Origin of the sequence: Sporolactobacillus sp. CQH2019 (assembly GCF_028765345.1) — a bacterium.
Classification (GTDB): Bacteria; Bacillota; Bacilli; order Bacillales; family Sporolactobacillaceae; genus Sporolactobacillus.
The window spans coordinates 599,297-622,849 of record NZ_JARAJZ010000001.1 but is presented as its reverse complement, the minus strand read 5'-3'; the positions used below and the strand labels follow the sequence as shown (position 1 = coordinate 622,849).

Here is a 23,553-nt window from a genome sequence, read left to right as displayed (position 1 = left end):
GGGCTGTCTCTGAGACAGATTTTTCATAGCGGTGATTCTAATGAGAAATGCAGAATCGACGAATATAAGACGCATATAAAATGAAATACGATGAAGATGAAACAGAAACAGTTCAAAAAAGGACTACCCGTGAAGGATAGCCCAATGACGCCTGTTTATATAAAATTGTGTTACTTTTCTCCTGCTTTAACATTCTTTTCGAAATCTATTGCATCATTATTTTCAATATCGCTTATTTCATCGATGCGGCGCTGATGGCGGCCGCCTTCAAACTTTGCATCTAACCACGATTTTACAATCATTTTTGCCAATTCGCTGCCCACAACTCGTGATCCGAAAGCCAAAATATTTGTGTTGTTATGCCGCCTGGACAACTCTGCGGAGTATGGATCGCTGCATGCGACGGCCCTGATGCCCTTAACTTTATTAGCAGAGATTGAAATACCGATTCCGGTGCCGCAAATTAAGATACCAAGATCATAATTTCCAGAGGCGACTTCTTCGGCAACTTTTTTCCCATAAATCGGATAATCTGTTCTTTTTTGATCATAAGCACCGAAATCATGGACGTCATAGCCCAGTTCTTTTAAATAATCAACAATGGCCGGTTTTAAAATATAGCCGACATGATCCGATCCAATCGCGATTTTAGTCATGGGTCATTGCTCCTTTTTGTGTAAGCTATTTAATATGGACCGATATGAATCCGGTTTATTAAATAGTGCTGAAGTACCAAGCACAAAGCCGTCAACACCGAGTCCATGTAAATATGTCATTTTATCAGGCGTAATTGCTCCATCAACAACAATTTGATAATGATATGAGTTTCTTAGTTCAATTAAACGGATGATCTTCTTATCGACATAATTTAAATATTTTTGACCGGAAAATCCGGGATTAACCGTCATGACCAAAACGTAGTCGGTTAGATCCAGCAGAGACTTAATAACTTCAATTGAAATATCAGGGTTTATTGCTATTCCGGCTTTAATATCAAGATTGTGTATTGAATCTATTGTCCGTGCGGGATGCTTATCACTGTCAGGATGAATATAAATAATATTGGCCCCTAATTCATGAAAATAATTGATGTAATTTGAAGGCTCTTGGATCATTAAGTGAGCATCCATTGTCTTTTTGGTAGCGCTTCTGATGACAGCATAATCTTCCGGACTAATGCCGAAATTCGGAACATAATGGCCGTCCATTATATCCATGTGAAATCCATCTGCTCCTGCAGCGTCCAGTTCTTTAACTTCTCTATTTAATGATGAAAAATCGGCACACATCATAGAAGGCAGGAGTATTTTTTTCATAATAATAGCCTCCCTTTGAGTAATTGTTTACCCATGCGAATAAATGATCATAATTGTATTGTCAGCCATAAGCAGATAAATCTAAAATTAAATTGAGAAAACGATTACCCTTTACGAAATATATTATAACTATGGCCGATCACAAATGTCAACACCTGGTTTAGTTAAATACCTGTTGTTGATCCTCTCTTAATTAATGTCACTGGAATTTCTTGTCTTACCGGAGTAATAGTGTCAGGGCTTTTAATGCTATTGATCAAAGTCTCACATGCCTTTTTAGCTATTTGTTTGTAGTCTTGTTTAATGGTGCTTAACCCGGGTGTAATGATACTTGCTTCCGGTATATTATCGAAACCAATAACCTTTAAATCAAGGGGAACATTTATTCCGAGTGTCTTTGCTTCTTTTAAGATTGTAATGCCTATGGAATCATTAATAGCAAATATCCCATTAATACTCTTGCTGAGAACACAATTATTTTGTAAAAAATTTCTTATATAAATAACTTCTTCTTCTTTGTTCATTTTAGGAATTTTGACGATGTTATTATCGCTTATGGGGATGCGCCGCTGTTTAAAAACGCTTACAAAGCCATTTAAACGAGCCTCTTGTGACGAAGACGTTAAGGCGTGCATCATGATAATTATTTTTGTTGCTCCGGCGTTAATGAGTTCTGTGGTAGCCAGCTTGGCGCCTTCCAAATGGTCGGATTCGATAAAAGCTGTATTATCAGTATCTTTAGGCTTTCTATCGATACAAACGAGAGGAATCTGTTTTGACATATTTTCGATCCCGAATTCTCTTAATCCCGAAATAACGATAAGGCCGTCGATCATTTTACTTTCCAGCATTCTTAAATAAGCCGTTTCTTTGTCTATATTTCTGGCCGTGTTGCAAATAATTGTCGAATATCCCTGCTCGAACATGATTCTTTCGATTTCCTGAACAATGCTGGAAAAGAAGAAATTACTAATATCCGGCACCATGATGCCGATCGTATTAGATTTTTTCATGCGTAAACTTTTAGCTATAACGTTGGTGCTGTAATTATTTTCTTCAATTATTTTGAGGATTTTCTTGCGTGTTTCTTCGGAAAATCTCCCGTTATTGTTAATCACACGAGACACTGTAGCGACTGAAACTCCGCTCAGCTTGGCAATTTCTTTAATTGAAATGTTTTTCTTATTCATAGCGCTCACCTAATCTATTTTAGACAGTATTTGTTAATATGATAATATAAGTCATAAATATGTACAAATATTTGTTTGTTAAAACTATCTGCTTCTTCTGAGATCCTGTTTTTTTAAGCATAGCGATGAGGAAATAATTTACAACTGTATGTAAATAGATGAAACCGCTTTACAACAAAAAAATCTTATGTTATATTAAGGCTGTGCCATGAGAAAACGATTACCCTATATATTATTTTTTTGCCGTTTATGAGAAAACGTTTTCCTAGCTTACGCCTGAAAACTTAATGATCCATAAGGAGAGGGGCAGCAGACTAATCAAGAAAACTTGCTCTATTGATGTGCATTTCTATACGGATTCTTATAAAATCGTACACATCGTCTATCAAATGAATTTGTCAGCTTCTGTACAGAAATAATTTTTATAGAAAGAGATGATAAAAATGTCGGAAAGTTTGGGAAAGAAAATACTAGGTTTAGTCGGCGGTGAGAACAATATCAACACAATCACACATTGTGCGACACGCCTTAGAATGACCCTGAAAGACAACAACAAAGTTAAAAGGAACGTTTTGGAAAATACGTCCGGCATTCTAAGTATCGTTGAAAAAGGCGGTCAGTTTCAGGTTGTCATTGGTCCCAGTGTACCTAGTGTTTATGATGATTTAATCTCAGAAACACATCTTGGCGAAGGGTCAAACAGTACCTCCTATAAAAGCAACGGGAATATTTTAACTAAAGTTTTCGACACAATAGCAGGGATTTTCACACCTTTGCTTCCATTGCTTGCCGGTTCAGGTGTTCTGCGCGGTTTAGTCCTGTTATTTACACAAATTGGCTGGCTGTCAGATACGTCCGGAACCTATCACATTCTGACAGCGGCTTCGACTTCTGTTTTCTATTTTCTTCCGATTTTGCTTGCGTTTACAACGGCGAAAAAATTTGGTGCGAACTTATACGTTTCTGCAGCCATTATGGGCGCACTGATTATGCCTGAGTTTACAAACATTATGGGGTCTCACGGGAATGGTGTGATCACGCATTTCTTTGGTCTTCCCATTGTTACTATGACCTACACATCAACTGTCATTCCCGCGATTCTAGCTATCTGGTGTCAGTCATATCTTGAAAAGTTTCTTAAGAAACATATTTATGAGAACCTACAGCTTTTATTTGTTCCTTTAATCTCGCTGTTTCTTATGGTCCCTGTAACTGCAGGATTATTCGGCCCGTTTGGCGTCTATACGGGCGAAGGAATCGCTAATGTCATCAACTGGCTCATTCAATCGAACGGGTGGATTGCCGGTATGTTAATCGGCGGAATCTGGAATGTATTTGTAATCTTCGGTCTCCAATGGGCAGTCAATCCAATAATGATTACTGATATTAGCACACTCGGGTTTGATAAAATTGTTCCGTTAACAGCAGCAGCCAATTTCGGAATGGCCGGTGCGACGCTCGGTACTTTCCTTAAGACCAAAAATAAAAAGACGAAATCATATACAATGTCCGCTTTGCTGTCTATTTTCTTTGCGGGGATTACAGAACCGGCAATTTATGGAGTAGCCGTGAGATATAAACGGCCTTTGATCGGTGCCATCATTGGCGGTGCGGCAGGCGGTGCCTTTATAGGCGGTATGCAGACCAAGGCATTTGCCTTTGTCTTTGGGGGCTTAACGACATTACCCGCTTTTGTCGGATCCACGTTTGTTTACTATGTCATTGGTTTGGCCATTTGTTTTGTCGTGGGGGCTATTGCCACAATGATACTTGGCTTTGACGAAAATTCCGGCGAGACTGCCGATAAAAATGCGAAAATGGTAGAGAGTACCCCATTAGCTATTAAACAGCAATTCATTGAAGCGCCTGTTTCCGGAAAAATATCGAAACTATCGGCGAGTCCCGATCCTGCCTTTGCGGATGGAAGTATGGGCTCAGGATTCGTGATTAACCCTTCTGATGGAAATGTGTATGCACCCGTCAGCGGCGTTGTCAAGATGTTATTTCCGACGCGTCATGCGATTGGTATACAATCCGACAACGGCACCGAAATTATGATTCACATAGGAATTAATACAATGGAATTAAACGGAAAATATTTTGAGAGTCATGTGACACAAGGTGCCAGGGTTCAAAAAGGGCAGTTATTGATAACGTTTGATTTAGATTCAATTAAAAAAGCAGGATACGATATAAGTACCCCGGTGATTGTGACCAACACGCAAGATTATAAAGACGTCCAACTGCTTAAGACAGGTATCCAATCACATGGAACCACTGTCATGGAAGCATTAGTGGAATGAGTTGTCCTTTCGGAATACGTTTTCAGCAGGCATTATTGAAAGAAGGGACTATTTTTGGGAACAGCATTTAAAAGGAATTTTCTCTGGGGCAGTTCGACAAACGCACAGCAATTTGAAGGAGGGTGGGACAAAGGAGGAAAAGGATTATCAATTGCCGATGTTCGAAAAGTTTCCGGTATGTCCGCTAACTCCGATTTTCCCGGATTTAAAAGGGCATCCGATCACTATACACATTATCAGCAAGATATAGCTCTTTATGGTGAAATCGGATTTCAAATTTATCGATTTTCCATGGCATGGACACGTATTTTCCCGAATGGCGATGATCCGGAAGCGAGCAAAGAAGGATTGGCTTTCTATGATCGTATACTAAGCGAACTGGAAAAATATAAAATTCAACCGGTTGTTACGTTATATGCGTATGATCTCCCGCTTGCTTTATTAAAAAAATATAACGGATGGATGAATCGTGAATGCATCAAGGCCTATACGCGCTATGTTGAAACAGTTGTCCATTATTATAAAGGCAGAGTGAAGTACTGGATCCCTTTTAACGAACAGAACTTCTTGTCATTGGACTCAGAATATATGACGGGCTACAGAGCAAAAAGCAGGGAAGAGGTCTTTCGACTGGAGCATCATTTTAATTTAGCCTATGCCGCGGCAACAAAGATTGTCCATCAAGTGGATCCGGAAGCAAAAGCCGGAGGAAATATCGGTAATATTTGTGTATACCCTAAGACCTGCAATCCAAAAGATGTCGAGGCCTGCGACGAATTTATGAAACGAATCGGCTATGCGCCCGGGGATGTGTATTTCAGGGGAAAATATCCAGCCTATCTGCTGAAACAATATGAAGGCATTAATTTTGATCAAATCATACACGATGGCGATTTGGAACAGATTAAGTCCGTTGAACCTGATTTTATGTCTTTAACTTACTATATGTCTTCAGCGGTCGGTGCGGAAGATCTGATCGAAAAGGATTCCCAGCAGATGAACGGTATTAAAATAACAAATCCGTTTGTCAAACAAACGGAGTGGGGATGGAATATTGATCCGTATGGTTTTAAACATTACCTGGAAGATTTCTACCATCGTTATCAATTGCCCATTCTTATTTTAGAGAACGGACTGGGTCATCGTGACAAAATCGAGAACGATGCCGTCCACGATGATTATCGTATTCAATATTTAGCTGCCCATATTGAACGAATGAAGGAGGCTGAAGCAGACGGTGTGGATCTGATAGGCTATCTCACATGGTCGGCAACCGATCTTTATTCAACAAGAGAAGGGTTTGAGAAAAGATATGGTTTCGTCTATGTGGATAAGGCCACTTTAAAACGAACAAAGAAAGACAGTCTTTACTGGTATAAAAAGGTCATTGAGACCAATGGAGCCGACCTCAGCAACAAATAAGGAATATCGGCGGATTGAATGGATGATCAGGCGTTCAGGGGAATAATTGATTTCTCCAAGCGCTGACCAGAGAGGCAGAAACGTCAGGGATAAAGACATAAACATCATAAATATAAGAAGTACGCCTCAAAGGGGGCGTACTTCTTTAATAAAATGATTTGTTTTCATATTTTCTGATGAAGCTAAATTAACTAATGTAATGTCTTATATCGCGTTGTTTGTGTACATATGCTCTATCCGGATGCCATTAATTAGGAAGCTTTTTTAATGTAAATCGTTTTATCTTTTATTTTAGATGTGAATGCTGATACAATTGCTGAGGAGCGGCTCTCGGGCTTTTGCCATTTAATGAGCTGCAAGCCCTTTGGATACTGTGGGAGCAATAATAGTAAATAATACTGCCCGTGTTGCGGAATGGCAGCTTTTTCTTCATACTGCATCTTTCTTTGATTATGTTTAATGGAATGAAACATCTTGTCTTAAAAAAACGATAAACGGGGGAATGCTTGTGTATAAAAGATTTATAGAAGCCTATGACAATATCCATTGGCCGCTGCTATTTTTGATGATTTTCCTCGCAGTTGTCGTTATATTTAAACTTGATGTTAGGATCGCTCTGTTGTTATACATGCTAATTTCCTTAGTCGATTTTTTGTGCTGCTTTCCAAAAAAGAGAAGGACAAAAAAGGGATGGTGATTGACCTTTTAGCTATCCCTGTTTTACTATTATTGGTGTGAATGGTTGTCTTTTTTTTATATTAGTTGTCTTTTTTTGCAAAGTCTGTCGGAGTATGTTAATTAATTAAAAAATTAAACATTCAGAAAAGAAGCCGTCCTTCTGATCTGAACCCCAAAAGTTGGACATAGTTTTTGCTACTTGCTCGGTAGTCGAAATCCGGTAGTCAATCGGACTTAGGCCACCGAGCTTTTCTTTGATCCTGGATTTATTATAGTACTTAATCCATTCACGCATGGCCCTTTCCAGTTCTTCCTGAGTCTGATAATCATGAGCACTTACTGTCTCAGCCTTCATGATGTGAAAGAAACTTTCCATCTGGGCATTGTCTAAACAGGTGGCCTTACGGGACATACTCTGACAGACCCGATGCGATTTAAGTTCCTTACGCCAGGCATAACTCTGATATTGGAACCCTTGATCTGTATGGACATAGGTACGATAGTGATGCTCGGGAAGACCCTCCAGTGCCTCATGAAGAGGCTTGAGCGCAAAAGCTACAGTTGAAATGGCCACTGATCGCAAAGGATAGAATTTCATCGGAATAAAGATCCATCACAGGTTCCGGCCGATTGCGCTGAAAGCGCCGGCGGCCTTGAAAGCGGGGATCACGTCCAGCACGCCGAAGACGCCCTCTGTGACCCGCTCTTCCGTGCTCAGCTTCCGCCCGGAGATCAGGTTCGTCCCGGTGGCCGCATCGGTCAGCTGCATCGCCCCGTAGGCGGCACCCGCCGTAATCCCGGCCGGGCAGGCAATCGTCAGAATGACAATCGCCGCTCCGATGCCGAGGTTCACCCAGAACTCCTGGTCCATCTGCTTGTCTTTGATCGACCGGTAGTCGAAGCCGCGGCTGTACTGGATGCCCTCTTTGTACTGATCGAAAGTCACGCCGCCGGCCTGTTTCCCGGCCGCGGCCCGGTAGGCTTCGTATTCCTTTTTCAGCGAGGCAGCCATCAGGCTGCTGCTGTTAAAGAGATCGTCGAATGTGATCGACTGTTTGGTCACTGGCTCATAGGCGGCGACGGAGGCGAGCGGGCTGGCTGCTTGGTATTCCTTGACGTTCAGCGTGTTTGGGGTGTGGTACTGGCTGATTGAAACCTGCGCCATTTCCGCGGCAAAGGCATCCATCTGTTTGTAAAAGGGATCGTCGATGTGGCGGCTGACCGCATTGCCGGCCTCACCCGTAAAGGTGCCCAGTTTCCGGTAGTCCTGGCCCAGTTTGTCGAGCGCCCCGGCCTGGCTTTTGTACGAAAACCAGAGGCGCCGGTCCTCGTCCAGATCGTCAATCGCCTTCTGGATCTGCTGAAGGGTCCGGTCCATCCGCTGCATGCGCTCCAGCGCGCCGCCCCAGGATGAAATTTGAGCGATCGCCCGGCCCATGTCGTCCCATGAACCGCTCCGGTAAGAAACATCCTCTCCCATGCTTCCGTTACCGCCTTTCATTGATTGAGGCGGCAAGCGTCAACCGTTGATTATTCATCGCCCCTTTATTTTGGGTACTTCGTTCGTTCCGGGAAAATGGTTCTATCATTTCGCAGAGACGATTTCATTTCACCTGAAAAAAAAAACCGAAACTCTGCCGAGAGCTTCGATTTCTGATTTCTCCTCATGCATTCCTTTGTATTATAGAAAAGTGTGACAAAATATTGAACAGGGAAAAGTTCCTGGATTTTCATCTCTTTTCACGCTATTCAAACCTGATTCGACAGGTTCCGACAGAAAACTATAGGCCTTTTGAACCCTTGCTTTTTAAATGATCTGCCGGCATTTCCTGTCGATTGGGCAGCGGTCCGCCGCCGCTGACGGTCAGATGAATTTCCGCGTACATTCCTCGGGGGCAGCGAATCTATGGAACAGGAACGGCATCAAAACAGAATCAGAAAATGATAACAGGGCCTTAGTCCATTTACAGCAGAATGGGATCAGCTGGAACGATACCCTTCCGGTGATTTTTATCCGCTCTTTTTTGGCCGGAATAGGGGATATCACAAAATCCCATGTCAGGGGTATCCTTTTGTTGAATTTTTCATTCTCCGGTTATTTAGAAGCGACCTCAACACAGTACCCGGTATGCCCGCATTTGGGGCACTTTAACTTTCGTGTCCTGGGTGTGTGCTTGGAAAATAGAAATTGACCCAGTGTCGGCTTAAACTGTGTGTTGCATGCCACGCAGATATAATCTGTGTTTTTGCTGTACATCCAGGTCATCCAGACTCCCAGCAAAATGACGAGCGGCATTCCGATTGCAAAAGGCTGCCAGATGCCCCTTATGATCCAAAGAATCAGTGCCACGATTTGAATAGCATCCATGATAAGGCCGAGGATAAGCATGATCGCGTGCGTTTTTTTCAGTTTCTTTTGGCTATTCATCATACGCTCTACGTCGCTTATGGAATTCACCGGAATTCTGTTTGTATTGCGGATGCTTTCCTTGATCATCTTAATCGAATCCAACTGTTTCTGTTTGTCTTTAATGTCGCCGCCGATCTGTTTCGCCTGCTCATCAAGCAGTAATAGCAAGAATTTGGCGGGGCTGTCGCTGTCCAATATGCCTTTAATCGATCCGAGCGTCAGTCCCAGAGCTTTCAGCATACAAATCAAGCGCAGTTTGCTCATGTCATTGTCCGAATACAGACGTCGGCCGCCTTCCGTACGCTCCGATGGTTTCAGCAGGTCTTTAGCATCATAAAACTGTACCGTTCGAACAGAAACGTTGCACAGTTTAGCCAGTTCTCCGGTTGTGTACTGCGACATAGAACTCACCTCCTTGCCCTTAGCCTATCTTATCACGCAGCGTCACGAGCAAGAGATGACGTAAGATGATTTTTTATCAAATAGATTTCTGCTGATGCTATGTTAAAAGTATATCCGTTAATCGATGGTTGGCATAAGCATAAAATGAAATCTAAAAAATGATGCAGGTAAAATAAGCCAGATTCAGGTGTGATGTCCGGATTGCTCTGTCGTTATAAATGTTGATTTTTTTGAATCGCTTTTTAAAAAAGAAAAGAAAAAAAGGAATGATGATTGGCCTTTTAGCGATCATGATTTTGATGCTTTTAGATGACGGATTCGCACTTCCGCCCGTCCGGATATGTGAGCCGAGGGGATTTTGGTAATTATAGTGTGAGTAATCGTCTTTCTTCACGGCGGGAGTCCGGACAATCGGTATTTAAAGGATGCCTTTATTGACAAAATTGCTTTTTCAATATAATGTTAACCGTAAGCACATTAAACATATTTAATTACTTGGAATTAAAGGAGCGAGCATGAGAAAACGAAAATTGTCACTTAATGAGCTGGTCCAAAAAAACATATCGAACATTTGGCAGGATGAAGACGCATTGAGTAATATTGATTCCGTGCTTGATCGAAAGCTGACTCAAAATACCGGTCAGGGAAAAAATAAAACCAGACGCAGGGGTTTCAAGGAGATCTGAACCAGGGAAGAACGGGATTTAGTCTGTGTTATTATAGCTGAGAGACGCGGTTGGAGAAGGCTCTGTAAAAAGCAAGCCGTCGCTTGATTGGAGGTATTAGAGATATCGCATGAAGAAAGCGGGAATAGTCGGCGGATTAGGCGCCGAATCGACATTGGAATATTACAGACAGATTGTTTACAGATATCACGAAGAAGCAGGCTGTTTTCCTCAGATCGTGATCGACAGTGTAGATCTTGACCGTTCAACGGCATTATTAACGCGCCGGGCCTTCGACGAGTATGTCGGATTCTTGCTGAGAGCTGTCCGCAACGTGGCAAAGGCGGGTGCCGATTTTGGGGTCATTGCTTCGAATACGCCGCATATTGTTTTTGAACCTTTAAAAGATCAATCGCCGATTCCCCTTATCAGCATCGTTGAGGAAACATTAAAGGCCGTCCGCTTATCCGGGCAAAGGAAAGTCGGATTGCTTGGGACAAAGTTTACGATGGATGCCGATTTTTATAAAAATCTCTTTAAAAAAGATCAGATCGAAATTATAGTACCGGATGAAGTCGACCGGCAGTTTATTCAGAAAAAAATATTTGAAGAGCTGGAGTATGGAATTGTCAGGGCCGAAACCAAAGAACGCTTCCTGGCCATCATCAATAAAATGGAAGAAAACGATCACGTTCAGGCAGTTATCCTCGGGTGTACGGAGCTGCCCTTGATTATTAAAAAAGACGATACCGAGCTCCCATTATTCGATACGGCAAAAATCCATATTGACAGCATTTTGAAAAAAATGGAATCCTAACCGGCTCATCCGTTCAAAAAAGATAATAGGGTGACCGGCGGCTCAAGGCGCTGGTCAACACTTTGTCCAGGCCTTGCCTCTTTTGCTTCCCCATATCATTCCGGAGTTTTCATATAGCCATGTCTCCCATTTTTCGATCAGGTTCAGATCGAGTGGCGGCTCACCCTTGCTTGCGCATCCTTTAACGGGCCCACGAAACGAGAGGACAGAAAGGCAATCATCTAAAATGGACCGAAGCCTCCAATCTATCAGGCCTTTCCTCGCTGGCGGAATTTTAATTCCTGACTTCAGCCAATGCCATATGATGCGGCAATTCTGCATCTCTGAATGGGGGCATCAATCCATTGAAAACCGCCTGCAGAATTCCGGCAATATCATCCGGATTTACTTTAACGCCTCCCGGTATAACATTGACCCAATGAAAAAAGCAAAATCCGGTTTTAAAAGTCGACCAACCCCAGAAGCCTATTTTTGCCCGCCCGCCGGTTTCATACAGGCAATGCAAGCTCTCCATGGGCTATTGTCTCCCGGATGTATGATCGGAATGCCGGCAAAAGTGAACGGACGGCAGGAAAATTTAATCGCTGCGGAAAGCTGCCCGCACAGGAGTACCGGCGGAACGGCGGCCGACCGCAGCCGGGCTGGCGGCTATATCTAACGTTATACGTGCTCAGCCGGCTAAAATCATAAATTAAAACTGCCGGTTCTGACCGGCAGCGGGTTATTTCATTTGTTTCAGCCTTTTGATCTCGTCTTTCATTTCAGGAATCTTGTTCTTTTCCAATGATCCGCAATGAGTACTCCTCTGTATTTCAGTTAGTGAGGCCGGCTGTTCCGTTGTTCAGCAGGTTCAAAATGTCGCCGGGTGCATTGAAATAGTATGTCGCCCGGATAGGGCGCACGGAATGGCGGCCCCACAGAACCAGTCCGCAATTAACGCCCGCGTCCGAAGCACACTGCATGTCATAGACACTGTCGCCGATAAACAGAACCTCTTTTTCCGATGCGCCTGTTGCCTGCAGATATTTTTTCATCGGTTCGGGATCGGGTTTGTGGCGGACCGTGTCTTCAGCGCAGATGACCGTCTCAAAGAATCCCTCCAGGCCGAAATGCAGAAAGCCCTGCTTGTATTCCTGTCTCCCCTCCGACGTTATGATACCTAGTTTATACCGTCTCTTTCTTAATTCTTCCAGCAGCTCGCGAATTCCTTTAAAGACGCTGACCGTGGATAAATGCAATTTGAAATGATCCTGCCATACCTGCATGCCGTGCCCGATGTCCGAAACGCCCAGCTGCTTCAGTGCCTCTTTGTCCGGGATAAACATCGCAAACCCTAATTCGGATAATGCGAGGGTCCGATGCTGCAATTCCCGAATTGTATCCTGCAGCGAATGAAGGGTAGCATGTTCCGTGTCAAGTAGTGTGCCGTCGATATCAAAGATGATATGTTTGTAATTCATGCCGGCCTCCCAATGTGCTTGCGAGTCTTTTCATTACATGTGCAGCATTATTCTATCATTTTTTTCATGCACCGTCTCCATACACTATAAAAATGAGCAGCCTTTTGACTCATCTGCGCCCGGTTCGCGGCGCGGTCGCTTTATCCGTTCTTCTGAAAAGCGGCCTAACCGGCGGAGGGGCGTTAAATCCCGGAAATGTCCGCTATTTCTCTTCGTTTTGCCGCATACAAACCACGTTTATCCTGACAGCGGTAAAATAAAAAAAACGGGACCCCGGCATTTGCCGAGATCGCGGGCCTTTTGCGAAAGAAGTCCTGAATAGGCTGGATCCGATCCGGCTTCTTGCTAAATAATCGTCATCAAAATGGGGATTTCAATCAGACTGAAGAGTGTCGTTTCTGTAACCATGACGGCCGCATAATCGGAGTCGGCATGATAAAGTTCGGAAACGACGGGCGTATTGGTCATAACCGGCATGGCCGACTGCAGAATAAAAACCTCTTTCATGAGAGCAGGCATCGGCGCCGGCAAGACAAGCAGCGTCATGAGAGCGGGCGCCGCAATGAATCGGCCGATCAAAATACCGAGATTATCTCTATTCAGGCGAATCTTGCCCAGTCCCGCCTGATGAATCGCAATGCCGATAAAGAGCATCGACAGAGGAATGGTCAGATCGCCGATGTAGTTGAAATCGGACATCAGGAACGTCGGCAGCTTTATGTGCAGAAGGACCAGAATAACGCCGACGATAAATCCTAACAGCGGTGCGGAAAAGATTTTTTCCAGCATTGATTTCAGGCTGATCTTTGTATGGGTATCGCCGTCTGTTTGAATCAGATAAACTCCCAATGTCCAGAAAAAGGTCGTATTGGCCATATAATAGACGAGTACGTACGGCAGGCTTTGACTGCCGAACAGCGCCATATTTACCGGCAGACCGATAAATATCGTGTTTGAATTGCAGAACATCGATTTAAACAGTCCGCTGTGGTTGCGCGGAACGGCGAATATTTTAACAGCCAGGAATGAAATGCCGAACAGAATAATCATTGAGAGAACCGGAAAACGGAGATTAGGCAGGAGATCAATCAATTCTTTGCCGTTAAAATCAGACGTGATGGTGCTGATCATATACGCCGGCAGTCCGATTTGTGTGACCAGTTTTGCAATTAACTTGCTGGTTCTTTTATCAAACCAGCCGCGGAGAGCCAGTACATAGCCTACGCCTATCATAATGAGGATCACTAAAACACCCTCTGTGCCCTGAATAAACGTTCCCAATATAAATGCCTCCATGATTGATCGGGCTCAGCGGAATTGACGAGCGATCTTCAGATAAAGCTGAGCGGCTAACGGATTATTTTGCAATGCCATTAATAATACTTATTTCCGGATACCAACGAGCATACATCTATGCTAGAATCATAGTCAAATATTCAAAGGGTCATAAAAAATATTTATAACGGGGACGGGCGGAAATGAACATCCAGGACTTAAAATATTTTTATCGATTAGTAGAGGATCAGAATTTCACAAAAGTTGCCGGATATTTTAAAGTCAGCCAGCCGACGATTACGCTGGCGGTGAAGAGGATGGAGAACGAATTTCAAACAAAGCTGGTTGAGCGCAATCATGCTCATAATGAGCTGCGGATTACCGACAGCGGCAAACAGCTGTATCATCATGTCGGCCCCATTTTGAATGAATGGCGGCTGGCGCATCAGGAAATCAATGCCATGAATCAGCAGAAAATCCGCTTCGGCATGTCGCCGACAATCAGCAGCTATTTTTTCCCCAGTGTCGCAAACCAGCTGTTAAAAACAGGTTTATTGAATCACTTATATACCTATGAAGCCGGCTCGCGTGAAGTGCTGCGATCCATCGTGGGCGGCGATGTTGATATTGGGCTGGTCGGAAGCGTGGTGCCGCTGATTCATGACCAATTAGTGACGGAACGTCTTAAGATCGTCCGTTTTAAGATTGTCGTCAGCCCGTCCAGCCCGCTGGCAAAGCGGAAGTCCGTCAGTTTTCAGGAGGTAAGCGCCTTTCCGTTCGTCGTGCTGAATCGTCATTTCGCCAATCCGGTCGCTTTTGAACAGATTGCCCGCCATGCCGGAGTCGCCCCGAACATTATCTATCGCAGCAGCAATATCGATACACTGAAAAGGATTGTATCCCGCGGAACGGCGATCAGTTTCATTGCCGATTTATCGATCCTGCCCGGCGATCCGATTGTCGCCATTCCGCTGTCGGATCGGGAACAGCCGCTTTTAACGGTGATGCTCGTCTACCGGAAGACGCTGGAATTGTCGGAGCGTATCCGTCAATTTATCGAAATCGTCCGTGAGTATAAACAGACCGGCAGAACGGAGTAACAACCGTCTGTAACTGAAGTGAATCATATGAGCCAAAACGGTCGTTGAGCTCTCACCGAGACTGTAAAGCGGATCTGCAGGGAGCCATGAACAAATGTCGAAAAAGCGATTGTGAAGCCCGGACCGGCAATCCTCCCGTCGGTTTCAGGCGGCCGGGAATCCTCGCTTCGGCATGGCCTATCCGCTTCGGCACGAAAGCGGAACCTTAAAAGAATGATAAAAATCAGATCCCGGATGCACGTCAAGGATCTGATTGATTATAAAATAGTTGGACTTTTTAAAGCTTCTTTCTCGGCATCGGCTCGAAACCCGGATTCCTTCTGTCGGCTTAAGGCCGGTAAGAAAAAGCGGTTCATTAAACGATCAAATTACCAGTGAAACCCGCGTGCGGGCGGACACGGACACCCGGGATCAACAACAACGTTTTGAAAAGATTGCGGGAAAAAATGTCTGGGTACATTAACTATGTTTTGTCTGTTGATGTGAACGATCGGGTGGACGACAGGCACTGTCCTCGGGAAAAAGGTATCGCGTACGACATATTGAGGATCGCAATATATGGGCCGGCAGGATCCGAACATCGTGATCACCTCCATTCCCTGTATAAAATGCCGTTAAATAGACAATGGGAACGGCGTACGCATATGACCCGGCCGTTTAAGAAAAATAATTAACCGGAATCTTATCCGACTATGAATTTTTAAGTACAGCCGGCGGAAAACCTTTTTATATTCAAAAAATGGAAACAGAACGCCGGCCATGGCCCTTGCGGCGATTGATGTTTTTGCGCCGCCCTGCCTGTAAGCCGTTCACAGGATCGACCGGCGGCATTCATTTCGTCAATCCGTCTGAAAAGATGCTGATCATGAGAAAAGGCTGAACACGCTCATATAGAGCCCGAAAGCCATCACAATTCCCGACAGGCTCCAGACCAGGTATTTATGAAACCCCTTCATACGCTGTTCCTTTGGCAGCGCTTTTGCCTCAAGTGCGAGCAGAAAGCCAAGGACAATCGGAAGCAGCATCGCATTCATGACTTCGACATCCAGTGTAATTTTAACCAGATTGACGCTGCAAATGACTAAGACGGCCCCGCCTACGTGCGCCAGAGTATAGATGAAGTAAAACGCCTTTGCATCTTTTACCTTATGGTTCAGGCTTTTGTTAAAACCGAATACCTCTCCGATGCCCCAGGCACCGGCAACGGAGACGACTAATGAAGCAATAATGGCGGCTCCGACAATGCCGAGGCTGAACGCCAGTTTCGCCCCGAAAAATCCCAGAAACGGCTCCAGTGCATCGGATATTTGCTTCACATCGTTTAATGTGCGGCCGGGGCTTGCTTTACCGATGGTTGCCGCACAGGTTACGAGCACGGCAATCATAATCAATTGGGTAATGACTGAACCGCTCAATGTATCCCAGCGGGTGGCCTTCAGATCGCGTACCGTCAGCTTTTTATCGAGGACCGCCCCCTGCTGATAGAAGATCATCCAGGGCATGATGACGGCTCCGACGTTTGCTGCCAGTAAGTACACGTAGTTTTTGGAAGCGAGCGGAACAGATGTCAGACCCTGTACTATGTCTGCCGGATTAGGGTGAGACAGATAGGCGGCGACTAAGAAGAAGACTTCAAATAATCCGACAGCGATCCCAATCCGTTCAAATCGTTTATAGCTTCCCGTCAGTCCGATTGCGACGAGGATGATCGTGGCGATGCTGACGCTGAGCCAGGAAGGGATGCCGAATAACTCGCCGGCACCCGCAATGCCGGCAAATTCAGTGACCAGTGCCCCGACAGATGCCAAAAACAAAGTGCCGACAGATAGTAAAGCCCATTTCATTCCGAATCTTTCGCGAATCAGTTCGCCGTGTCCCTTGCCTGTTATAATGCCCAAACGAACGGTGACTTCCTGAATCAGATAGAGGATGGGGATTAATAGGAGCTGCGGCAGGATCATTCTATAGCCCCATTGAGCACCCGATTGAGCGGCTGTGACGATACTCCCGGCATCCGTATCGGCCAGCATAACCATCAATCCGGGTCCGAATGTTGCTGTAATCAAAGCTATGCGCCGTTTCCAATTATAGGATTGCGAAACGGTCAGAGTCGGTTTATCCATCTGAAATACCTCTTTCATTGCTCTTACGGAAATGATAATCATTATCACAACATGAATATCTTATTTGATTAATAATCGCAGGTCAATGCTTATTATGAAGGTTATTATTACAAATTGACAAAAATCTCTCTTTTCATACAGCCCCGGCCGGAGTGATGGCAGCGGGACAATCATTTGCCTCATTTCACAGCCAAATACAATCATTCGGGGAAAATTGTCTGATTGTGATCGGCCATTCATACAGCGGCGCGGGCTTTTAAATAGTGATTTAGATTAACGGCGGCATGCAGGGCGTCCTTATCGGCTAAAACTTCGCCTTTCTTATCGCCCTTGCCGATAATATAACTGCCGAATTTCATTTGTAAAAAGTCGCAGATGAATTGTGTCTGCTGGATCATCGGCAGGGCTTTGATGTAAGGTTGATCGCCGCCGACGGTGATTAAATGAACTTCCTTTGCTTTCATTTTTTCCCTGAAATCCGGCAGTGACGGATCTCTCAATGATTCAGACCAGCGATCAATGTACAGTTTTAACAGACTGGACATGCCGTACCAGTAGACCGGTGTGACCAGTAACAGGATATCCGCAGGAATCTGTTTTTGAATCAGTGTCCGGTAATCGTCATCCGCTGAATGGAACGGATCTTTTTTTGCTGAACGGCTCAGATCGGATATCGGATCAATATGATAATCTTTCAAAAAAATTTTTGTAGCATCCAAATCTTGAAGGGCGATATCGGCGAGCTGTTCCGAGTTTCCTTTATCTCTGATGGAGCCGTAAATAGCCATGATCTTCATGGGCATGCTCTCCTTTTTTTGATTACTCTTATCATACAATGTATGTACCGATCGGTTAAAGACGAATATAGCGATTCTATCCATCGGTTTCTTCAATGCCTGGCAGTAGCCGTTTCTCTCGTAATCCTTATCAAAATAGCGGGGAGAGAAAGAGCGATGAAAAAATTCGCAAGTATCATACGCCGGAAACAGAAGGAGCCAGAGCGGTGTATGCATTGGCTCTAAACACATGAAGCAGGCCATGAAGTTAAATTGATTTTTGATGGAGCGAGGACAGCCTGGATCAGAAAATTTGAAGATGAAAAGCATCCGCATCATCCGCTCTATAAAGCCGTTAAAAAACTGGGTGTGATTGCCGGGGCTTGCCGGTTTTTTGCCGGTACATTCATAAAAAAATCCTCTATTATGGAGGATAGATGTTTCCTATCCAAATCCAAATAAAGGATTCAGCTATGGGTAAGAATACATGATTTTCATCATTGGTTAAACTCAATTAATGTCAGGCACCATAAACAGAAACCGAAAGAGACACAGGCGGATAAATACATGAAAAAGCAGCTCTTTATTAAGAACAATGTAAAAGCTAAATCTTTTGAAGCGCTGCGAATCTCAGTCAAATTGAAATCCACAACTTTTTAACAAATCGTTGAATTGAGAAGCATTCCAACCCTTCTTCTTGAATATACAAAATTAATTGTTCAGTTTATTCCTTGCAAGTAATAAGCTTCCGATAATTCCGGAATCATCACCGAGTTTAGTAGGAACAATATAATCATTCAGTTCAGGGAATTGAACATAGTTATTTACCAACTTTTTTAAATTGCTACGGATTAAAGGAAACAGTTGCCTTTGTTTCATAACCCCTCCACCTAAGATTATTAAATCTGGAGAAAATGTCAATGAATAATCCATACACGTTTGGGCTAGATAATAGGCTTCTATGTTCCATACTGGATCATCTTGTTTTAAAAGCCGCCCTTCCTTGCCAGTACGTTTTTCTAATGCCGGACCCGAAACCAATCCTTCAATGCAATCATTGTGGTAAGGACAAACCCCTTCAAAATCATCATTTTTTCTCTTATGAAGGAACAAGTGTCCTGCTTCTGGATGGTTATATCCCTTATATAAGATATCGTGATGTACATATCCTACCCCTACACCTGTACCTATCGTCACATATAAAACGTTTCGATAACCTTTTCCTGCACCTAAAGAATATTCCCCATAGGCAGCAATATTAACATCTGTTGTCCAAACAAACGGGACCTTATAGCGTTGTTTCATAGCCCCTAAAAAATTAAATCTTTTCCAGGAAAGTTTAGGTGTATTAGTAACATATCCATAAGTAGAAGAAGCCTTATCAATATCAATTGGTCCAAATGAACCTATACACATTGAACTTATTTGATATGTGTCAAAAAAATCAAATATCTTAGGAAGTGTTTCCTCAGGTGATAAAGTAAGAAACTTTGTACGAGCAATTATATTTTTCTCATTGTCGCCTACTGCACAGACAAATTTTGTGCCTCCGCCTTCGATGCCCCCGACTAAAGTAGACATTTAATTCACCTTACTTTTATGAAAATAGAGTTTATGATAATTACATTAAATGGTCCAAAGTCATAGGACTATGGACCATTTAATGATCAATGCATTATAAACATTATAGATACTGTGCTCTCCATGGTTCAATGTCTTTATACAGCTCAGCTTTATTTACGGCATTAAACAATTCATTCTTGTGATGAACGATCTTTTTAGCTGCTTCGATGCATGAAGGGAACAGGTTATTTGGATCCCATCCATCATCTTCAGCCAATACCTTCCGTGCTTGCTTGAAGAATGCGAATTTATAGTCAGAAGAAATGTTTACTTTAGCTATTCCTGTTTTTACAGCTTCAGCAATCTGGTCATCGGGATTAGATGAGCCTCCATGTAATACCAATGGGATATGGACCACTTTCAAAATCTCTTCCAGAATATCAATTCTAATTTTAGGCTTAACGTCAGACGGATAAATACCATGAGCCGTGCCAATGCCAACAGCTAATGTATCTACACCTGTTTCTTCAACAAATTTTTTAGCGTCTTCAGGTCTAGCGTAGATTCCATTTTGCAAATGTTCTTTGATATGATTTCCTGTTTGACCAATGGTTCCAAGTTCTCCTTCAACAGTCACACCTACTAAATGGCACATATCTACTGTTTTTTTTGTAATGGCTATATTTTCTTTCCAAGGCTTCAATGATCCATCAATCATAACTGAACTAAATCCATCATGGATAGCCCGTGCTACATTAGTGATAGTATCGCCATGATCTAAATGTAAAGCAAATGGCACTTTGCTATTCTTAATCCTTTGCAGTACATATGCAAAGAAATCATCTTTTGCATATGCAAGTTCTGTCGGATGAACAGCAATGATTCCTGGAGCATTATCGGCCTCACATTGTTCTAACGATGCTTTTAGCAATTCTGAGTTTGAAACGTTATAAGCCCCTACTGCAAAATGGTTTTTCTTGGCTACTAGTAACAATTGGTTCATATTTACTAACATAAATTTTTCCTCCTTTTTTTCTACTTAAACCGTCTGACTGAGGATATCCTTATTTCTAGATCCAACAATGTTTATATAATATTTCACCATCTCCTTAGCTGGTTCTATCGTTCCCTCAACCATTTCTACAAAATCTTTATTGCGGTTTTCCTGTATCTGTTTATAAAGAGCATCTAATTGCGCTTTCATAACATCAGAGCCAACATTAACCTTATTGATTCCACATTCGACAGCCTTACGGATGTTATCCGCACCACAACCAGACCCACCGTGCAATACTAAAGGCTTGCTAGTTGCCTTTTTTATTTTTTTTACAATTTCAAAGTCGAATTTTGGAATATACCCTTTCGGCATGATTCCATGTGATGAACCGAAGGAGATAGCTAATGCTGTTACATCAGTTGCTTTAATAAACTCGATTGCTTCTTCTGGGTTTGTATACATATCAGTATTAGTAAAATTTTCATTGGCTACAGCCCCCATTCCACCCACTTCAGCCTCTACTGATACTTCCTTCCTTTTAGCAAATCTGATCATTTTCTGAGTTTCCTTGACATTCTCTTCAAAGCTTTTTTCAGAAGCATCTATCATGACACTCGAAAATCCAGCATTAATTGCTTCCTTCACATAATCTTCAGATTTTCCATGATCAAGATTGATTGCAACCTGTACTTTTGCCTCTCTTGCAAGGCCAATGACTGCAGGTAAAACTACTTTAAGTCCTAAATGTTTTTTCAAATGCTCCATTAAAAGATCAATAATGATTGGAGAATTCATTTCTTCAGCCGCATGGATGGTGGCAAAGGCACTTTCCAAATTAAAACAATTGATTGCCATTACCCCATAATTTTCACGATTGGCTTTATCCAACAATACTCCCATTGAAACATACATAGAAAGATCTCCTTTCAGCTTTCTTTGATACTTCCTAAATCCAATTCTTCTTCAGATTCGTTATCCTCATTCTCTTCTTCAGTTTTTTCAACAGGAGCTTTTTTCCAAACAAGTAACATTACTGCCGTAATTAAACTTCCTATTAAAAGATCTACAGTAAATATGAGAGGGTGATTCATAGCAGGTACAATAAACATTCCTCCCGAAGGCACGGGACTTGCTACTCCAAAAGTCATATTCAATGCACCACCTATGGCCGCCCCAACCGTGCAAGAAGCAATGACCCTTACAAGATCTTCCATGGCTATAGGAATGCAACCTTCTGTAATCATACAGATTCCCATTGGAAAAGCTATTTTAATATTGTCCTTTTCTTTTTGCGTATAAATAGGATGTCTAAATATTATTGAGAAAATATAGGATAGTGTAATTCCAAACGGAGGCACCATGGATGCTAAAATTTTAACAGCCTCAGGTTGTTTGATTCCTTGAATTAAAAGGCCATCGCAGAATAAGGACGCAACTTTATTAACCGGTCCTCCAAAATCAAAAGCAGCCATACCACCTAAAATCCCTCCAAATATGAATCTTGCTGATCCTCGCATACCTTGAAGAAAGTTTGTTAGCAAGTCTGTAAGCCATACTATAGGTTGTCCAAGAATATAGAACATCAGAAATAAGTCAATAGCACCAGCCAATAATGGAATAATTAACATAGGCCTTAAACCTTCAGCCCAATTAGGAACCTTGATGTATTTAACTAAACCTAAAACAATCCAACCTGTTACATATCCGCCAATCATACCACCCAAAAAACCGGCTCCAATATAATAGGCAATGAATCCGCTTAACAATCCTGGCGCAATTCCTGGTCTATCAGCAATGGAATAAGCAATAGATGCAGCAATTACTGGAGCAAGCAATTGAAATCCCCAAACACCTAACGTGGTAAAAGCATTGGGAATGGACATGCCTGCTTTTATTTGTGCCACATTAGTTATATCTGTACCTCCGAAAAGATTACCTATTGCCATAAGTAGTCCTGCCGAAACGACCAGAGGTAACATATATGAAATACCAGTCATTGCATGTTTCTTTAGCTGTAATTTTCTAAACATCAAGCATCACTTCCTTTCTTCTTCAACTTTTTGTACTAAAGTCTCAACCAACTTAGTGGATGCTTTTATAACGGTATTTGTTGGGACTTCAAATACTTTCTTTCCTTTAAATCTTTCTTTGCTAATTTTGATATCTACTGCCAGTAATACGAAATCAGCGTTTTTGATTTGCTGCGATGTTAATTCGTTTTCTGTACCTATGGTGCCTTGGGTTTCGATATGGACCTCATGGCCCAATTTAGTTGCCGCTTGAATAATCTTTTCACGCGCAATATACGTATGTGCAATACCAGAGGTACATGCTGCTACACCGACAATTTTCATTCTTTTCACCCTCCAGTTGTTGATTTAGTTGCTTATCAATTAGAACTAAGTAAACTTATAAGTTCTTCTTTTGAATCCACTTTATGAATAGCCTTCACGAAATCTTCGTTTGCAAGCAAAATAGCGATACCTTGCAATAATGTCAGATGAAGAGTATTCGCATCTTCATTACGGACAGCAAATAAAATTATTACATTGACCGGTCCTCCATCTAAACTTTCCCATTCAATATAATGTTTGCTTATTCCAATAGCGATAGATGTCGTGTTTACAAACCAAGATTTCCCATGTGGTATTGCAATTCCTTGTCCTAATCCTGTTACACCTTCTGATTCACGAAAAAGTACATCTTTGACAAAACCATCTTTGTCATTAACGTTTCCATTCTTTACTAGCAAATCTGTTAGTTCTTCTATTGCTTCTTTTTTGGTATTTGCTTTGAGATCTAACGTGACTAAATTTTCATTTACAACTTGAGAAAGCTTGACCATTTCCAATTTAACCATCTCCAAATGATGTTCTATTTTAAAAAATATGTTTAACTTTGTTCACGAACATATTGTAATCGCTTTATAAATATAAGTCAACATTATATCTAAAAAATAATAATATTGATTTATAAACATATTTATAGACAAATGCATATAAATAGAGTTAAAATATTAAAGAACATTGTCGAACATTTTTAAAATAGGATAATAT

At 42.5% G+C, this 23,553-nt stretch carries 22 protein-coding genes; 5 read left to right on the top strand and 17 right to left on the bottom strand.

Translation table 11 applies throughout. From position 1 onward, the window contains the following. Positions 1 to 170: 170 nt before the first annotated feature. From rpiB to OYT88_RS02855, 3 genes are all read right to left on the bottom strand, one after another. On the bottom strand, positions 171 to 656 hold the full coding sequence (rpiB, locus tag OYT88_RS02865; protein WP_274397846.1) for a ribose 5-phosphate isomerase B: 486 nt from the start codon (positions 654 to 656) through the stop codon (positions 171 to 173). Between the two features lie 3 nt (positions 657 to 659). Next, positions 660 to 1,319, bottom strand: coding sequence for a ribulose-phosphate 3-epimerase (locus tag OYT88_RS02860; RefSeq protein ID WP_274397889.1), 660 nt, complete (start codon positions 1,317 to 1,319; stop codon positions 660 to 662). A gap of 161 nt (positions 1,320 to 1,480) precedes the next feature. After that, on the bottom strand, positions 1,481 to 2,506 hold the full coding sequence (locus OYT88_RS02855; protein WP_274397845.1) for a LacI family DNA-binding transcriptional regulator: 1,026 nt from the start codon (positions 2,504 to 2,506) through the stop codon (positions 1,481 to 1,483). A gap of 443 nt (positions 2,507 to 2,949) precedes the next feature. Here OYT88_RS02855 and OYT88_RS02850 point away from each other — a divergent pair, with 443 nt between their 5' ends. Both OYT88_RS02850 and OYT88_RS02845 read left to right on the top strand, forming a co-directional pair. After that, positions 2,950 to 4,809: a beta-glucoside-specific PTS transporter subunit IIABC gene (locus OYT88_RS02850; protein ID WP_274397843.1), complete on the top strand. Its 1,860-nt coding sequence runs from the start codon at positions 2,950 to 2,952 to the stop codon at positions 4,807 to 4,809. A 54-nt stretch (positions 4,810 to 4,863) separates the two neighbouring features. Next, positions 4,864 to 6,231, top strand: a complete 1,368-nt coding sequence (locus tag OYT88_RS02845; protein ID WP_274397842.1) for a glycoside hydrolase family 1 protein — start codon at positions 4,864 to 4,866, stop codon at positions 6,229 to 6,231. Between the two features lie 802 nt (positions 6,232 to 7,033). On the opposite strand, the gene OYT88_RS02840 is transcribed toward OYT88_RS02845, so the two are convergent. The 3 genes from OYT88_RS02840 to OYT88_RS02830 form a co-directional block, all read right to left on the bottom strand. After that, positions 7,034 to 7,507: an IS3 family transposase gene (locus tag OYT88_RS02840; RefSeq protein ID WP_274397841.1), complete on the bottom strand. Its 474-nt coding sequence runs from the start codon at positions 7,505 to 7,507 to the stop codon at positions 7,034 to 7,036. 15 nt (positions 7,508 to 7,522) lie between these two features. Next, positions 7,523 to 8,410 carry a hypothetical protein gene (locus OYT88_RS02835; protein ID WP_274397840.1) on the bottom strand — a complete coding sequence of 296 codons (888 nt, stop codon included), beginning with the start codon at positions 8,408 to 8,410 and terminating at the stop codon, positions 7,523 to 7,525. A 594-nt stretch (positions 8,411 to 9,004) separates the two neighbouring features. Then, complete coding sequence (locus tag OYT88_RS02830) at positions 9,005 to 9,721, bottom strand: MerR family transcriptional regulator (protein WP_274397839.1); 717 nt, start codon at positions 9,719 to 9,721, stop codon at positions 9,005 to 9,007. 515 nt (positions 9,722 to 10,236) lie between these two features. Here OYT88_RS02830 and OYT88_RS02825 point away from each other — a divergent pair. Together OYT88_RS02825 and OYT88_RS02820 are read left to right on the top strand one after the other, a co-directional pair. Then, positions 10,237 to 10,407: an FbpB family small basic protein gene (locus tag OYT88_RS02825; RefSeq protein ID WP_274397838.1), complete on the top strand. Its 171-nt coding sequence runs from the start codon at positions 10,237 to 10,239 to the stop codon at positions 10,405 to 10,407. Between the two features lie 109 nt (positions 10,408 to 10,516). Further along, a complete protein-coding gene (locus OYT88_RS02820) occupies positions 10,517 to 11,203 on the top strand; it encodes an aspartate/glutamate racemase family protein (RefSeq protein ID WP_274397837.1) in 687 nt (228 codons plus the stop codon). 274 nt (positions 11,204 to 11,477) lie between these two features. Here the strand turns inward: OYT88_RS02820 and OYT88_RS02815 are convergent, their stop codons facing one another. From OYT88_RS02815 to OYT88_RS02805, 3 genes are all read right to left on the bottom strand, one after another. Beyond that, positions 11,478 to 11,717, bottom strand: coding sequence for a hypothetical protein (locus OYT88_RS02815; protein ID WP_274397836.1), 240 nt, complete (start codon positions 11,715 to 11,717; stop codon positions 11,478 to 11,480). Between the two features lie 298 nt (positions 11,718 to 12,015). Next, entirely contained in the window at positions 12,016 to 12,663 is a 648-nt protein-coding gene (locus OYT88_RS02810; RefSeq protein WP_274397835.1) for an HAD family hydrolase, read from the bottom strand. A 345-nt stretch (positions 12,664 to 13,008) separates the two neighbouring features. Beyond that, positions 13,009 to 13,944 (bottom strand): AEC family transporter, encoded by a 936-nt coding sequence (locus OYT88_RS02805; protein WP_274397834.1) that lies wholly within the window; start codon positions 13,942 to 13,944, stop codon positions 13,009 to 13,011. A gap of 197 nt (positions 13,945 to 14,141) precedes the next feature. On the opposite strand from OYT88_RS02805, the gene OYT88_RS02800 reads away from it, so the two are divergent. Continuing rightward, positions 14,142 to 15,038 (top strand): LysR family transcriptional regulator, encoded by an 897-nt coding sequence (locus OYT88_RS02800; protein ID WP_274397833.1) that lies wholly within the window; start codon positions 14,142 to 14,144, stop codon positions 15,036 to 15,038. 863 nt (positions 15,039 to 15,901) lie between these two features. Here OYT88_RS02800 and OYT88_RS02795 read toward each other — a convergent pair. The 8 genes from OYT88_RS02795 to OYT88_RS02760 form a co-directional block, all read right to left on the bottom strand. After that, positions 15,902 to 17,161 carry an NRAMP family divalent metal transporter gene (locus tag OYT88_RS02795; protein WP_274397832.1) on the bottom strand — a complete coding sequence of 420 codons (1,260 nt, stop codon included), beginning with the start codon at positions 17,159 to 17,161 and terminating at the stop codon, positions 15,902 to 15,904. Between the two features lie 236 nt (positions 17,162 to 17,397). Then, a complete protein-coding gene (locus OYT88_RS02790) occupies positions 17,398 to 17,958 on the bottom strand; it encodes a flavodoxin family protein (RefSeq protein ID WP_274397831.1) in 561 nt (186 codons plus the stop codon). A gap of 690 nt (positions 17,959 to 18,648) precedes the next feature. Further along, positions 18,649 to 19,518, bottom strand: a complete 870-nt coding sequence (locus tag OYT88_RS02785) for an ROK family protein (RefSeq protein WP_274397830.1) — start codon at positions 19,516 to 19,518, stop codon at positions 18,649 to 18,651. A 103-nt stretch (positions 19,519 to 19,621) separates the two neighbouring features. Continuing rightward, entirely contained in the window at positions 19,622 to 20,515 is an 894-nt protein-coding gene (locus OYT88_RS02780) for a ketose-bisphosphate aldolase (RefSeq protein ID WP_274397829.1), read from the bottom strand. 24 nt (positions 20,516 to 20,539) lie between these two features. Then, positions 20,540 to 21,409: a class II fructose-bisphosphate aldolase gene (locus tag OYT88_RS02775; RefSeq protein WP_274397828.1), complete on the bottom strand. Its 870-nt coding sequence runs from the start codon at positions 21,407 to 21,409 to the stop codon at positions 20,540 to 20,542. A 14-nt stretch (positions 21,410 to 21,423) separates the two neighbouring features. Then, a complete protein-coding gene (locus tag OYT88_RS02770) occupies positions 21,424 to 22,527 on the bottom strand; it encodes a PTS fructose transporter subunit IIC (RefSeq protein WP_274397827.1) in 1,104 nt (367 codons plus the stop codon). 6 nt (positions 22,528 to 22,533) lie between these two features. Further along, a complete protein-coding gene (locus OYT88_RS02765) occupies positions 22,534 to 22,851 on the bottom strand; it encodes a PTS fructose transporter subunit IIB (RefSeq protein WP_274397826.1) in 318 nt (105 codons plus the stop codon). Positions 22,852 to 22,886: 35 nt separating this feature from the next. Further along, complete coding sequence (locus OYT88_RS02760; RefSeq protein WP_274397825.1) at positions 22,887 to 23,357, bottom strand: PTS sugar transporter subunit IIA; 471 nt, start codon at positions 23,355 to 23,357, stop codon at positions 22,887 to 22,889. Between the last annotated feature and the right edge of the window lie 196 nt (positions 23,358 to 23,553).